General features: G+C 64.1%; 9 protein-coding genes and 1 pseudogene. 2 read left to right on the forward strand and 8 right to left on the reverse strand.

Annotation, left to right across the window (positions count from 1 at the left end; translation table 11 throughout):
- Nucleotides 1–6: 6 nt before the first annotated feature.
- The 3 genes from fucP to BCV67_RS07630 form a co-directional block, all read right to left on the reverse strand.
- Nucleotides 7–1,314 (reverse strand): L-fucose:H+ symporter permease, encoded by a 1,308-nt coding sequence (gene fucP / locus BCV67_RS07620; protein ID WP_062167296.1) that lies wholly within the window; start codon nucleotides 1,312–1,314, stop codon nucleotides 7–9.
- Nucleotides 1,315–1,357: 43 nt separating this feature from the next.
- Nucleotides 1,358–2,416, reverse strand: coding sequence for a LacI family DNA-binding transcriptional regulator (locus BCV67_RS07625; protein WP_062167298.1), 1,059 nt, complete (start codon nucleotides 2,414–2,416; stop codon nucleotides 1,358–1,360).
- 98 nt (nucleotides 2,417–2,514) lie between these two features.
- A complete protein-coding gene (locus BCV67_RS07630; RefSeq protein WP_062167300.1) occupies nucleotides 2,515–4,971 on the reverse strand; it encodes a GH92 family glycosyl hydrolase in 2,457 nt (818 codons plus the stop codon).
- Between the two features lie 974 nt (nucleotides 4,972–5,945).
- Between BCV67_RS07630 and BCV67_RS07635 the strand changes: the two genes are divergently transcribed.
- Nucleotides 5,946–9,038: a TonB-dependent receptor gene (locus BCV67_RS07635; RefSeq protein ID WP_062167302.1), complete on the forward strand. Its 3,093-nt coding sequence runs from the start codon at nucleotides 5,946–5,948 to the stop codon at nucleotides 9,036–9,038.
- A gap of 597 nt (nucleotides 9,039–9,635) precedes the next feature.
- On the opposite strand, the gene BCV67_RS07640 is transcribed toward BCV67_RS07635, so the two are convergent.
- The 3 genes and pseudogenes from BCV67_RS07640 to BCV67_RS20670 all read right to left on the reverse strand — a co-directional run.
- Nucleotides 9,636–10,256, reverse strand: a complete 621-nt coding sequence (locus BCV67_RS07640) for a glutathione S-transferase family protein (protein ID WP_062167304.1) — start codon at nucleotides 10,254–10,256, stop codon at nucleotides 9,636–9,638.
- A gap of 16 nt (nucleotides 10,257–10,272) precedes the next feature.
- Entirely contained in the window at nucleotides 10,273–10,674 is a 402-nt protein-coding gene (locus BCV67_RS20665) for an OST-HTH/LOTUS domain-containing protein (RefSeq protein WP_428999512.1), read from the reverse strand.
- Nucleotides 10,651–11,124 (reverse strand): annotated as a pseudogene (locus BCV67_RS20670) (NYN domain-containing protein); the annotation flags it as partial. The gene BCV67_RS20665 and the pseudogene BCV67_RS20670, both read right to left, overlap by 24 nt.
- Nucleotides 11,125–11,251: 127 nt before the next feature.
- Here BCV67_RS20670 and BCV67_RS07650 point away from each other — a divergent pair.
- A complete protein-coding gene (locus BCV67_RS07650; protein WP_062171521.1) occupies nucleotides 11,252–12,532 on the forward strand; it encodes an NAD(P)/FAD-dependent oxidoreductase in 1,281 nt (426 codons plus the stop codon).
- Nucleotides 12,533–12,552: 20 nt separating this feature from the next.
- Here BCV67_RS07650 and BCV67_RS07655 read toward each other — a convergent pair whose 3' ends face one another.
- Together BCV67_RS07655 and rpoH are read right to left on the reverse strand one after the other, a co-directional pair.
- The gene (locus BCV67_RS07655) at nucleotides 12,553–12,954 is read right to left on the reverse strand and encodes a GFA family protein (RefSeq protein WP_062167308.1); all 402 of its coding nucleotides are present in this window, start codon (nucleotides 12,952–12,954) and stop codon (nucleotides 12,553–12,555) included.
- 459 nt (nucleotides 12,955–13,413) lie between these two features.
- Nucleotides 13,414–14,289, reverse strand: coding sequence for an RNA polymerase sigma factor RpoH (gene rpoH / locus BCV67_RS07660; protein ID WP_057628050.1), 876 nt, complete (start codon nucleotides 14,287–14,289; stop codon nucleotides 13,414–13,416).
- Between the last annotated feature and the right edge of the window lie 272 nt (nucleotides 14,290–14,561).

The raw sequence follows: 14,561 nt of genomic DNA on the forward strand, positions 1-14,561 counted from the left end.
CTGGCCTCAGTCCTTTTGGCTGACACCGGTGCTGGCGCGTGAACCCACCAGCCCGTAGAAAATGATGTAGCCGTAGCACAGCAACGGCAGTACGAAGGAGTGGTGCAGGCCGATGCGATCGGCCAGCATGCCCTGCAGGAACGGCACCACCGCGCCGCCGACAATGGCCATGATCAGCAGGCTGGAGGCCTTGTTGGTCAACGGCCCCAGGCGTTCGATGCCCAGCGCGAAGATGGTCGGGAACATGATCGAGTTGAACAGGCCAATCGCCACCACCGAATACAACGCCAGCGTGCCTTCACTGGCCATGGTCAATGCCAGCAGGCCAACGTTGATCAAGGCGAACAGCGCCAGCAGCTTGCGCGGCGAGAAGCGCACCAGCAGCGCCGAGCCGGCAAAGCGGCCGATCATCGCCATGGTCCAGTACAACGACACGTAATGCGTTGCCTGCTGCTCACTGAAACCGCCGATATTGGGCAGCGACAGGTAATTGACCAGGAAGCTGCCGATCGACACCTCGGCACCCACATAGAAGAAGATGCCCAGCACGCCGAACAACAGGTGCTTGTGACGCAGCGCATCGCCGTAGCTGTGCCGCGCAGTGTCGGCCTGCTCGCTGTTCTCGCTCAGCGTCGGCAGGCGGAACAGGAATACGAACAGGGCCAGCAGGAACAGCGCCACCGCCAGGCCGAGGTACGGGCCCTGCACCGACTGCGCTTCCTGCGCGCGGTAGGCCAGCTGGTCGGCCAGCGGCAGCGCGGTCAGCTCATCGGCGCTCTTCACCGTATTGCCCAGGATCAGCATGCCGCCGAAGATCGGCGCAATCGCCGTGCCCAGCGAATTCAGCGCCTGCGCCAGGGTGAGGCGACTGGAACTGGTGCGTTCCGGGCCGAGCAGCGCCACATAGGGATTGGCGGCGACCTGCAGCACGGTGATGCCGGTTGCCAACACGAACAACGCCGCAAGGAACGCGCCATAGATGCGCAGCTCCGCCGCCGGCCAGAAGCCCAGCGCGCCGATGCCGGCAATGACCAGCCCGGCGACAATGCCCTGCTTGTAACCCAGCCGCGCCACCAGCCGCCCGGCGGGCAGTGACATCAGGAAGTAGGCGCCGAAGAAGGTGAACTGCACCAGCATCGCGCGGGTGTAGTTCAACTCGAACACCGATTTCAGGTGCGGGATCAGGATGTCGTTGAGGCAGGTCAGGAAGCCCCACATGAAGAAGATGGTGGTGGCCACCGCCAGCGCCACGCGCGTATTGACCACGGGCGCCGCAGCATTTGGTGCAGACGATGGCGATGTTGGTATGTGCATGTGGGCTGCCTGGATGCGGTAGTCAAAAAAGGGGGTTACAAACTCAACTCGGCCTTGCTGCACTGCTTTCGCGGATCCGCAGCTGCACCGGCGCGACGGTGCGCATCGGTGCCGCGTCGGGGTTGTCCAGGCGCTGCAGCAGCAACGCCGCCGCCTGGCGGCCACGTTCACGCGGGTCGGCGGTAAGCGTGGTCAACGGCGGCACCGCGACGGCGGCCTCGGAGATATCGTCGAAACCGGTGACAGCAAAATCGCCGCCCGGTCGGATGCCGCGCGAGGTCAGGCCCAACATCAGGCCCAACGCAACCGTATCGTTGTAGCAGACCGCCGCGCTGGGCCGCTGTGCGCTTTCAAACAATTCGCCGGTACGCGCAGCCGCTTCCAGTCGGTTCGGGGCCGATTCGATCATCCAGCCGGCATGCACCGGCAGGCCGGCTTCGGTCAGCGCCTGCTGGTAACCCAGGCGGCGCTGCGCGCACGAACTGGAGACGGCGTGACCGCCGAAGAAGGCGATGTCACGGTGTCCGCGCTCGATCAGGTGCCGGGTCGCCATGTAGGCGCCGTGCTGGTTGTCCAGGGTCAGGAAGTCCCACTCGGCACCGGGCAGCTCGCGGTTGAACAGCAGCACGTTCGCGTGCGCGCCCAGCACATGGCGCAGTTCCTCGGCATCGCTGCCTTCGGCCGGCGACAGGATGAAGCCGGTGGGGGTGTGCTCCATCAAGGTACTCAGCACCGCCTGCTGCCGCTGCGGTGATTCGCCGGTGCTGCCGAGCAGGGTGACATAACCCTTGCCGCCCAGCGCCTCGTCCACGCCCGAGGCAAACTCGGCGAAGAATGGGTTGGACAGATCGTTGATCACCAGCGCGATCGATGACGAAGTGCGCCGGCGCAGGTTGGCGGCAGTGCGGTTGTAGACATAGCGCTGCTTGCGCAGCTCGGCCTCGACCTTGGCGCGGGTGTCGACATTGACCAGCGGGCTGCCACGCAGCACCAGCGACACGGTCGCCCGCGACACCCCCACCGCCTGCGCGATGTCGGTGACGGTGACCGCGCGTTGGCCGGGCTTGCGTGCGTTCTTGGCGCCAGGTGAGGTTTCTTTCATCGTTTCCGCTACGGTTCCGGGATGCGCCAAGCCTATAGGATCGCAGCCCCCGCCAGCGGTGCCCGCTCCCCTGCGTGTGGCCTTGGCGCTGCCCTTGCTCACGGCTGGGCGCTGCCCGGGGTGGCGCAGTACGACACCGGCAAGTCGGCCGTTGCGGTGCCCCAGCCCTGCTCCGGTGCCTGCGTGCCCAGCGTGAAGCGGACATCGCCGCCCTGCTGCAGGCGCTGCCAGTCCAGCCACACCGCGGCCTGCGGCTTGCCATCAACCTGCACTGCCTGGATGTACTGCAGGCTGCGGCCATCGGCACCTTGCGCATGCAGGCGCAAGGTGCGGCCATTGCCCAGGGTGATCTCGGCCTTGCTGTAACGCGGTGCATGCAGCAGGAACTGGCCGCTGCCCGGCACCGCCGGATACAGGCCCAGCGCGCTGAACAGGTACCAGGCCGACATCGTGCCCAGGTCGTCATTGCCGGTGACGCCGTTCGGCGCATTGGTGAACAGCTGCTGCGCGGCGCGGACCACGGTAGCGGTCTTCCACGGCTGGCCTATCAGCGTATACATCCACGGCGCATGCAGGTCCGGCTCGTTGTTGGGGTTGTATCGGTACTGGTTGTAATAGCTGTACGGGCCGACCACCCACTCCTTGCGTGCGGCGGTCAGCGGCGCCTGCAGCAGCGCGTCGTAGGCGAAGAAAGCATCCAGCCGCTTGCCCGCCTGTTCGCGACCATGCATGGCCTGCAGCATGCCCGGCACGTCCTGCTGTACCAGCCACTGGTACTGCCAGCCGGTGCCTTCATGGAAGCCGTGCTGCGAACGCGGGCTGTAGTGGCCATCGGCCGGCGTATACCACTTGCCGTTCTCGTCGCGCGGACGCGGGAAGCCGGTGAAGCCAGTCTCGGCATCACGCACATCCGCATCCCATACCTTGTGCCAGTTGCCACCGCGACTACGCAGGGTAGCTGCATCGTCAGCATGGCCGAGACCATCGGCCATCTGCGCCAGCGCACAATCGGCCAGCGCGTATTCCAGCGTCGCCGAACCACCGTGGTGCGGATCCACATCCATGCCCTTGGACGGGAAGGCACGGTCGTAACCGACATAACCGTTGGCGAGATAACTTGCGTTGCCGGAACGCCCTGCATGGCGCGAGTTGATCGGCGGCATTTCAAAGGCATTGCGGCGCAGTGCGCCCCAGGCTTCCGCCTCGCGGCCCTGCAGCGCACCGAAGCGCCACAGATCAACCATGAACGGCGTTACCGGGTCGCCGGTCATCACATTGGTTTCGAAGTTTGCATAGCCCCAACGCGGCAACCAGCCGCCCTGTTCGTTGATGGCGAGCAGGCTGCGGCCGATATCGCGGGCAACGTCCGGGCGGGTCAGCGCAAGCCACTGGTTCTGCGTGCGGTAGGTATCCCACAGCGAGAAGTACTCGTAGTAGGTCCAGCCATCGGCGCGATGAATCCCGTCGTCATAACCACGGTAGCGGCCATCGGCATCGCTGCCGGTCATCGGCTGCAACAACGCGTGGTACAGCGCGGTGTACAGCACGCTGCGATCGTCGGCATTCGCGCCTTCCAGCTTGACGCTGGCCAGCTGCTCGCGCCATTGCGCCTGCGACAGCGCGCGCATGTGGTCGAAGCTCAACAGCTTGCCGCCCTGCATGCCATCGCTGCGCAGGTTGTTGCGCGCGCCTTCGGCATCCACATGCGAGATCGCACTGGTGGCGGTGACGCTGCGGCCATCGGCCAGGTCAAAACTCAACCACGCACCATTGGGCTTGGCCTCGCCTTCCATGCTGTGGCGCGCACCGGGCAGGCCGCCTTCCTCGCCCCAGGTGCCATGCGCCTTGAACGGACGATCGAACTCGATGCGGAACCACGTCGTGTACTGGTGGCCACCGCAGAAACTCTTGGTAACCAACTTGCCTTCCACCGCGCGGTCACCGACCACATCGACGACGCTGCCGATCACCGAATGGCGTTCGTTGGCCTGCGCAACATTGACCAGCACCTGGCCTTCGCTGACACCGGCGCTGAAGGTATAGCGCTCGGCGGCGGCGCGGGTGAGCGCGGTGGTTTCCACGTCGATACCGCGGTAGTCGGTCAGCCGGACCTTGTAGTAGCCGGCCTGCCCGACTTCACCGTCATGGCTGTAGGCCGATGCGTAATTCTTGTGGTCGAAACGCTTGGGGTCCTTGGTATCGAAATCACCGCCCGGGCCAATGCTGCCGGTCACCGGCAAGACCGACACCTGCCCGCCCTGCTCCCAGCAACCGGCGCCGGAAATGAAGGAATGGCCAAAACCACGGATCTTCTCGTCGTCATAGCGCCAACCCGAGTAGTGGCTGCCGATCGGGCTGACCTGGATCAGGCCGAACGGTGCCGATGCGCCCGGGAAGGTGTTGCCGTCGTCCTTGCTGCCGATGAAGGTGTTGACCTCGCGCTCCAGCGCGGCCGACGGTGCGGCCTGCAGCAAGGGCGCGAAACTCAATGCCAGCAGGCAGGCGGCCATTGCCGCAGGGCGGCTGAAATGGGCGGTGGACGGCGATCGGCTCATGTCTTGGATCCTTGGGTCGGTCGTTGCGGCAACGATGTTGGTACGGCAAAGGTTGGCCCGGACAAGCCGGGCCGCTGATGCCCAGCCCGTCCCGCGAGGGACGGGGGAGAGATGCCAGGCATCAGCAAAACTGCTCAGGCCCCGCCATCCGCCGCTGCCGCCGCGATGGCAGCGGCAAGCAAGGCAGAAGCACACATCGCGCGGCCTTCTGAAGCTTCTTTGGCAGCATTTCCAGTGGTTTACAGCGGCCGCGCAGCCACATCTGCGCAACCATCCCTGCCCCCTGGGAACGCCCCTCTGAAAATTTAGATCGATCCAAGTAAAGCACGGTCATTTCCGCGAACGCATTCTGCGGCGCAACATCAACTGCCCCGAGCAGACCGACAAGGCCCGTCCCATGCTCGGCAGCAGCATCACCCTGTAGCGCCGAGCCATGCTCGGCAGAGGCTTTCCCGGTTAGGCCCCGCCGAGCGTGGCTCGGCTCTACCCAGGCAAAAGCCTACCCCTCCCCAACCCGTCCGGCCCGAAGGCACAGCCTTCGGTCGTTCATCAGGCCGCGCGCCAGTGGCGCGCAAGCAGGCCTTCTTCACCCCCTTCGCTACGCGAAAGGGAGGGAGCAAAGCGGTAGTGCCGAGCCATGCTCGGCAGAGGCTCTCTCGGTAAGGCCCCTGCCGAGCATGGCTCGGCACTACCCGTTGCACCTCTGCCCCGCCAACCCCACCGCCCCGCCCCGCCCCGCCCCGCCATATTGCGTAGCAACATGCGTCCGCCCCGTGGCTGTGCTAAAAAATGCGCGCCAATCGTTTAGATCGATCCAAATCGACACCCCCACGATCGCCGGCAGCGGAAGCCCAGGCATACGCCAAGCAGGTCTTGAGCGGACGCACCACAAGGCCCCGGTTTCACAGGTTTTTTAGATCGATACAAGTCAACGTTCCAGCAAACAATTCAATCCAGGAGAGGGAGAGAGTGGAATGAAACAGATCAAACCCAAGCAGGGCCGCGACACATTGTCCGCCGCCATTGCCGTGGCCTTGTTGGCCGTGGCTGCCGTCCCCGGCGCCGCGTTCGCGCAGCAGGCAACTACCACCAGCAGCGCCGATGCCACCACGCTCGACAGCGTCAACGTCACCGGCTACCGCTACGCCATCGAAAAAAGCCTTGAGCAGAAGCGCGACGCCAATGCCGTGGTCGAGGTGATCACCGCCGAAGACGTGGGCAAGTTCCCCGACAAGAACGTGGCCGACGCGCTGCAGCGCGTGCCCGGCGTGATCATCACCCGCGACGGTGGCGAAGGTAAGAACGTCAGCGTGCGCGGCCTGTCCTCGGAGCTGACCCTTACCGAATTGAACGGCAATTACGTGGCCACCGCCGAATCCAACGGCGACCCCACCCGCTCGTTCAACTACACGCTGCTGCCGTCGAACATGCTGGGCAGCGCCGAGCTGTTCAAATCGCCGGAAGCGCGCATCGACGAAGGCGGCATCGGCGGCACGGTGATCCTGCACACGCGCCGCCCGCTGGACATGGAAGCCAACACCGGCTTCGTCTCCGTTGAAGGCACCTGGGCCGACACCACCAAGAAGACCGACGGCCAGCTTTCCGCCTCGTACTCGTGGCACGACAAGGACGAACGCTTCGGCGTGTTCGTCGGTTACACCGACCAGAAGCGCACCACCCGCACCATGGGCGCCAGCACTGAAGGCTGGTCCTGGTATGGCCGCGACGAAGGCGGCACCGCGGTTGACGTCCACGGCAACCCCTCCGACTTCAATTCCAACTGGTGGGGCGGTACCGGCTTCTACGACCAGAACGGCAAGTACTACACCGGCTTCATGATGCCGACCTCGGTGAACCTCGATGTCACGGATGAGGAACGCGAGCGCAAGGGCGGCCAGATAACCCTGCAGTTCAAGCCGCTGGACAACCTCACCCTGACCGCGAATTACTTCCGCTTCGACCTGTCGCAGAACTCCCAGACCCACACCATCAAGGTGCCGGAATGGAACATCGCCCGCTATTGGGGCGACGGCAACTGGGCCGGCGGGCGCCTGCTCGACGGGCTGACCATGGACCCGAGTGGCACCATCGTCACCGGCGCCGATTACAGCAAGCACCCCGGGAAAACGTACTACTGCAAGGAGCCGACGAAGGAAGAGATCGAGGCGGGCCGGCTGCCCGGCGGCTGGGGCTCGGACGACTGCACCGTGCCGACCCCACAGATCACCGGCAGCTACAACCTCGAAGAGGCACTGTCGCAGACCGTCGATTTCTCCGCCGAATGGATCGGCGAGTCGGTCGACATCGCCTTCAAGGGCGGGCGCACCTGGGCCGAGGGCGGCCCGTCGCTGCAGTTCTCGGTGCCGCTCAAGCCGCGCAGCCAGAATACGGACGGCAGCTGGAACCTGGGCAACCTGACCAGCTCCTGGAACCTGACCGGTACGCCGTCGATGGCGTTCTCGCCGGAACTGATGCAGAACCTGAAGAACGGCATCCTGCAGGTTGACCTCGGCTCCACCGGCTCGTCGTGGACCCGTAATACCAATCAGCAGAAGTTCGCCCAGATCGACACCACCTGGCACAACGACTCCGGCTTTCTGGAATCGCTGCAGTTCGGCGTCAAGTACCGTGACGGCGGAATCCACCGCAGCACCGGCAACAGCTACTGGGCCTGCCCGGGCACCGACCCCAGCGACTACGCCAACCGCTATTGGAACGGCCGCTGCAACGACATCGCCCAGCAGTTCTCGCCGGACTTCATCTACGGCATGGGCAACCTGGCCGGCGGCATCAATGCAAGCGCGTTCCCGGCCATCAACTACCCGGCCTATATCGCCCATCTGAACAAGACCTACGGGCCGATGCAGACCCGCAACGAGGACAACTTCGTCTACAACGTGGACGAAAAAATCTACGCCACCTACCTGCAGGCCAACTTCCGTACCGAGCGCCTGCGCGGCAACGTCGGCGTGCGCGTGGTCAGCACCCGCCAACACGCTGATTCCACCGACAAGGTCACCTCGTACAACGACTACTTCTACGACGACGCCAACGGCAACCCGCTGGCCTGCCAGGCCGGCGCGACAGTACCCGGTGGCGCACCCGCCGATACCTATTGCGGCACCGAAGGCTACTGGCGGCTCTCGGATGACGAGCAGCGCGTCGAGTCGTTCGCAGTCAGTGGCCTGGACCGCAGCTACACCGACGTGCTGCCCAGCTTCAACCTGGCCTATGACCTGACCGATAACCTGCTGCTGCGTGCGGCGGCGTCCAAGGTGATCGCACGCCCGAGCTACAACAACATCGCCGCACCGGGCAGCCTGGAATACTTCAGCCCCGAATACGTCAACGACCGCCGCCTCACCGGTGGCGCCAGCGAACAGGGCTGGTACGGCTCGGGCAGCAACAAGAATCTGAAAGCCTACAAGGCCACCCAGTACGACATCGGCGTGGAGTGGTACTTCCAACCCGGCTCGGTGTTGGGCTTGGGCCTGTTCCGCAAGGACGTCAGCAACTTCTTGGTACCGGTGGTGCAGGACGTCACCCAGAACGTTGGCGGTCAGAGCGTGGTGGTGCAGAACTACTCCACCACGGCCGGTGGTCGTGATGCGGTGTCGCAGGGCCTGGAGTTCTACGCCCAGCACACGCTGGATTTCGGCCTGGGCTTCCAGGCGAACTACACCTGGAACGACACCAACGAAGCGGCGATCACCCTGGAAGACGGCACCGAGATCGGCAAGTCACCGCTGGTTGGCAGCGCCGAGAACCAGGCCAACTTCACCGTGTTCTATGAAGTTGAAAAGCTGCTGCTGCGTGCCTCGTGGAACCGTCGTGGCGAAGTGGTGCAGGGCCTGGTCAGCGGCCTGAACCTCTACCAGGAGCCCTACCAGCAGATCGATCTGAACGCGGCCTACAACATCACCCCGGCGTTGAGCCTGAGTGCCTCGGTGTTGAACCTGACCAAGGAAGAGACGCGCACCCATCTGGGCAACGACACCAAGGCCCGTTTCTACTCCAACGGTTACGCGGGTCGTGTGGTCTATTTCGGCGTGAACTGGAAGTTCTAAGACGGTTGTAACCGTGCCCAGTGCACGGAGGTAGTGAAAAGCCGCGCTGGCAACAGCGCGGCTTTTTCTTTGCAGCAACCGCAAGAACCAACGGAAGCCGCTGTCCCTTCTCCCGCTTGCGGGGGAAGGTGCCCGGAGGGTGGATGGGGGCGCTGTTGCTTGTGCTGTTGCTTGTGCTGTTGCTTGTGTTGTGGCTGTTGCCTGTGCTGTGGCTTGTGCTGTTGCTGTGGCCTTTGCAGCTACCGCAAAGACCGACGGAAGCCGCTGTCCCTTCTCCCGCTTGCGGGGGAAGGTGCCCGAAGGGCGGATGGGGGCGCTGTTGCAGTTGCTTGTGCTGTTGTTTGTGCTTCTACGGCATTTCCGGGCAAAGAAAGCACAAGGCAAAGTCAAAAGCTCCCCTCACCCCAACCCCTCTCCCGCAAGCGGGAGAGGGGCTCGCATTCCTGTGCTCCCGCATTCCTGCATTCCTGCATTCCCGCATTCCCGTATTCCCGCATTCCCGCATTTCCGCATTTCCGCATTTCCGCATTTCCGCATTCCCGCATTCCCGCATTCCCGCATTCCCGCATTCCCGCATTCAAAAATCTTCGTATCAACTCACGTCAACGCCGTCATGACTCCCTTCCGATACGCAGGCCGCTGCTGCAGCCGTGCATACCACGCCGCCAGATGCGGCAGCTCCGGGCGTTGGATCGGCATTTCAAACCAGGCGTAAATAAACGACCCCAACGGAATATCGCCCATCGCGAAACGTTCGCCAGACAGCCACGGTTGCTCGGCCAGCGCCGCGTCAGCGAGCGTCAGCAGCTCACCACAGCGCAGCAGGGCCGCTGCGATGCGCGCCTCATCGCGATCCGCTGGAGCAGTGCGCAGCACGCCCCAGAACAGATCACGGAACGCCACCGCAAAACTCGACGTGGTCCAATCCATCCACTGCTCGCTGCGTGCACGCTCAACCGGGTCGGCCGGGTACAGCACGTCCAAGGCATAGCGCGCGCTCAGGTAACGGACGATGGCGTTCGATTCCCAGACCGGCAGGCCCTGATCCTCGATCACCGGCACCAGGCCATTGGGATTCATCGCCCGGTATTCGGCGGTCTGCGTGCCGCCAAACGCGCCGCCGACTTCGATGGATTCATACGGCAAACCGATTTCCTCGGCACACCACAGCACCTTGCGCACATTGCTGGAATTGCGCCGGCCCCAGATCTTCAACATTCAGTCACTCCTTCCATCAGGTTTCATCACGTGCGCCCTTGCGCGGCAGCGTGCGTACCGCCGATGCCTTGCCGGCGCGCTTGACCTCGAACAGGCCGGTCGCAGCAATCAGGTCGCTCAGCTTGCGATAACCATAGTTGCGCGAATCGAACGAGGCACGGTTGGCAATCTGGTTGCCCACCGCGCTCAGCAGCGCCCAACCCTGCTCGTCGGCCACCGCATCCACCGCGCCACGCAGCAGGTTGAGCAGGCGCGTGTCGCCGCGCAGCTCGTTGGCACTGCGCGGGGTGATCGGAGCTGCAGGTGACTCCGCCGATTCACTGCCTGTCGGCTCGCTACTTGCCGGTTCACTGCTTGTCGCTTCGCTACTCGTTGGTTCACTGCTTGCCGGCGCGGTGCTGGCGGCAGGCTCGGCCACTTCCGCCGGTGCATTGCCCAGCGCTTCAAGATAGATGAACTTCGAGCAGGCGTTGACGAAAGCCAATGGCGTCTTCTGCTCGCCGAAACCATATACCTTCAGGCCATCGGTGAGGATGCGCATCACCAGCGGAGTGAAGTCGGCATCGCTGGAGACAATGGCAAAACCATCCAGGTTGCGCGCGTACAGCAGGTCCATCGCATCCACCACCATCGCCATGTCCGAGGCATTCTTGCCCTTGGAATAGGCGAACTGCTGGATCGGCCGGATCGCGAACTCGTGCAGCACGCTTTCCCAGCCCTTCAGGCGTGGGTTCTTCCAATCACCGTAGGCGCGGCGTACGTTGGCCACGCCGAACGCGGCCACTTCCACCAGGATGTCGTCGATCTTCGACGACGGTGCGTTATCGGCATCGATCAACAGCGCGATGCGTTTCTCGGGTTCAGACACGGGACGACTCCATGGCGACACGCTGGATGCCAGTATCGGTCATCGCTGTTTCAAAGCACATCAATGCGATGATGCCGGCTGACAACCCGCCCCCATGGCCGGTTCACCGGCCCCACCGGAGTACGTCATGCCGCAACACCCGCATCTTGTCGTCGTCGGCGGTGGTTTCGCCGGGCTCTGGGCCAGCCGTGCGCTGGCCGATGCGCCACTGCGCATCACCCTGGTCGACCGCCGCAACCACCATCTGTTCCAGCCCCTGCTTTACCAGGTTGCCACGGCCGGGCTGTCCGCGCCGGATATTGCCGCGCCGCTGCGCCACATTCTCGGCGGGCAACGCAACATCGAGGTCCGCCTGGGCGAGGTGACCGCCATCGACAAGCATGCCAGGCAGCTGCAGCTCGGCGACGGCAGCCAGCTCGGCTACGACATGTTGCTGGTGGCCAGTGGCGCTACCCATGCGTATTTCGGCCACGACGAATGGGCCAACGACGCACCTGGCCTGAAGACCCTGGACGATGCCCTCGCGCTGCGCCGCAAGCTGCTGCTGGCGTTCGAGCGCGCCGAGGCCGAGCCCGACCCAGCCAAGCGTGCGGCGTGGTTGAGTTTCGCCATCGTCGGCGGCGGCCCCACCGGGGTGGAACTGGCCGGCACCCTGGCCGAGATCGCCCGCCACACGCTGAAGAACGAATTCCGCCACATCAACCCGGCCGATGCCAAGGTGCGGCTGGTGGAAGCCGGCCCGCGCGTGCTGTCCTCGTTTCCGGAGGTGCTGTCCTTGAAGGCACGCCGCCAGCTGGAAAAACTGGGCGTGGAAGTGCTCACCGGCACCCCCGTCAACCATATCAACGGACAGGGCTTCCAGCTCGGCGACACCCATGTGCCGGCACGCACGGTGGTGTGGGCCGCCGGTGTGGCCGCCTCACCGCTGGCACGGACGCTGGACGTGCCGCTGGACCGCGCCGGCCGCGTGCTGGTCGAGCCGGACCTCACCATTTCCGGCCACCCGGAGATCTTCGTCGGCGGCGACCTGGTCGCGCTGACCCAGGCCAATGGCCGGCCGGTGCCCGGGGTGGCGCCGGCGGCCAAGCAGATGGGCAAGTACGTGGCGCAGGTGATCAGCGCCCGCCTTGCCGGCAAGCCGGCACCTGCCGCGTTCCGCTACAACGACCAGGGCAACCTGGCCACCATCGGGCGCATGGCGGCCATCGTCCACGTCGGCAAGCTGCAGCTCTCCGGTGTGCTGGCGTGGTGGTTCTGGCTGGCCGCCCATGTGTTCTTCCTGATCGGCTTCCGCAACCGGCTGGTGGTGCTGCTGAACTGGGCAGTGGCGTACTGGAGCTACCAGCGCAGCGCGCGCATCATCCTCGGCGATGCCGACGAGGATCACGACAAGGAGCCCGCCGGCTGATCCGCCTCACCCGCCAACGCTCAGCTGTTGCCGCTGGCGAACTGCTCGAATACCTCGCGCCCGGTGAGCATGGGCGTCTGGTTGGCCAGGTCGTAATACGGCGGTTTTTCGTCGATGAAGATCTGGCTGGCAAGCGCGAAGCTGTGATCCTGGAACACGCCGGCCGGCACGAAGTATTCGCCATCCGGTACAAGCCGGTAATACAGGTGCGTACCGCATTGCCCGCAGAAGCCGCGCTCGGCCCAGTCCGAGGAACGGTAGGTTTTGACGGTGTCGCCGAGCACCTGCACTTGGTCATCGCAATGCACCGCGAACAACGGACCGCCCGACCAGCGGCGGCACATGCTGCAGTGACACAGGCCAATCTCGGAACTGTCATTGGCGATCACTTCGACAGCACCACACAGGCAGTTTCCTTTCATCGTCAGGTCCGGCGGAAAGAGGAAAGCCGAATTTACACGGGAAAGCCACGCGCGATCACCCGTAGTGCCGAGCCATGTCCGGCAGGGGCCTTACCGGCAAAACCGCTCTTGTAGTGCCGAGCCATGCTCGGCAGGGGCGTTACCGGCAACGGTGAGCCCTGCATAAAACCCTTGCCGAGCATGGCTCGGTACTACCGATTACCGGCCCTTCGGAATGACCTTCAGCTGTAGCCCGGGTAAGCGCAGCGCACCCGGGGCTTGCCGCGAAGAACTCCCGGGTGCGCTGCGCTTACCCGGGCTACGGGATGTTTCGTTCCCTGTAGTGCCGAGCCATGCTCGGCAGGAGCTTTACCGGCAACGATGCGCCTTGCATAAGGCATCTGCCGAGCATGGATCTGCACTACAAAAGCAAAGGCCCGGGTTTCCCCGGGCCTTTGAATTTCATCGTTGCGGCCTTGCTCAGGCGGCGAACAATGCCTTCATCTTCTTCAGCGCGTTGGCTTCGATCTGGCGGATGCGCTCGGCCGATACGCCGTACTCATCTGCCAGTTCCTGCAGCGTCACCTTGCTGTCGGCGTCCAGCCAACGGCGGGCGATGATGTCGCGCGAACGCTGGTCGAGCTTGGCCAGGCCTTCGCGCAGCAGGCTCAGCTGGTTGTCTTCGCTGTCCTCACGCTCATAGGCCTGCGACGGATCTTCATCGCGTGCGACCAGGTACGCAGCCGGCGACGGCGGCGCATGATCGTCGTCGTCATCGGACGGCGCATCGAAACCGATGTCACGGCCGGACAGACGCGATTCCATCTCCATCACTTCACGCTCGGAGACGTTCAGATCCTTTGCAACCGCGCTGACCTCGGCGGCGTTCATCCAGCCCAGGCGGGTCTTGGACTTGCGCAGGTTGAAGAACAGCTTGCGCTGCGCCTTGGTCGTGGCGACCTTGACGATGCGCCAGTTCTTGAGGATGAACTCGTGCATCTCGGCACGGATCCAATGCACGGCGAAGGACACCAAGCGCACGCCCATATCGGGGTCGAAACGCTTCACCGCCTTCATCAGGCCGATGTTGCCTTCCTGGATCAGGTCGCCCAGCTGCAGGCCGTAGCCGTTGTAACCGCGGGCCACGTGCACCACGAAGCGAAGGTGCGAATGCACCAGCTCACGTGCGGCGTGCAGATCCTGCTCGTCACGGAAACGACGCGACAGTTCCTGCTCCTCATCGACCGACAGCACCGGGATCTGGTGCACGGCACCGATGTAGGCGTCCAGCGAACCGAGCGCACTGGGAATCGGGAGATTGTTTGCCACAAGGGCAGTAGAGGTGTTCAGGTTCATAGGACCTCATCTTAGCAGTCGAACTATTGGACTGCTCAGTACAGAAAAAGTTCCAGCGTTCTGTTTTTGTCGCCAAACCCCAGGTTAAACCTGAATAGGCGACACAAACAGCGGCACCGCAGCAGAACCCTTAACGTAGCAAACCCAGTGCCTCACGCATATGACAAGGCGCAACGGGATTCAGCCTGCGGCCGGCAGACCGGCGCTGACGGCCTGCCGGATGCTCTCCATCCAGCCACTCCGCAGCCGAGCCGGGCAGCCCGCAGGAGGGA

The sequence above is a fragment of the Stenotrophomonas nitritireducens genome (assembly GCF_001700965.1).
In the GTDB taxonomy this organism is placed as follows: domain Bacteria; phylum Pseudomonadota; class Gammaproteobacteria; order Xanthomonadales; family Xanthomonadaceae; genus Stenotrophomonas; species Stenotrophomonas nitritireducens_A.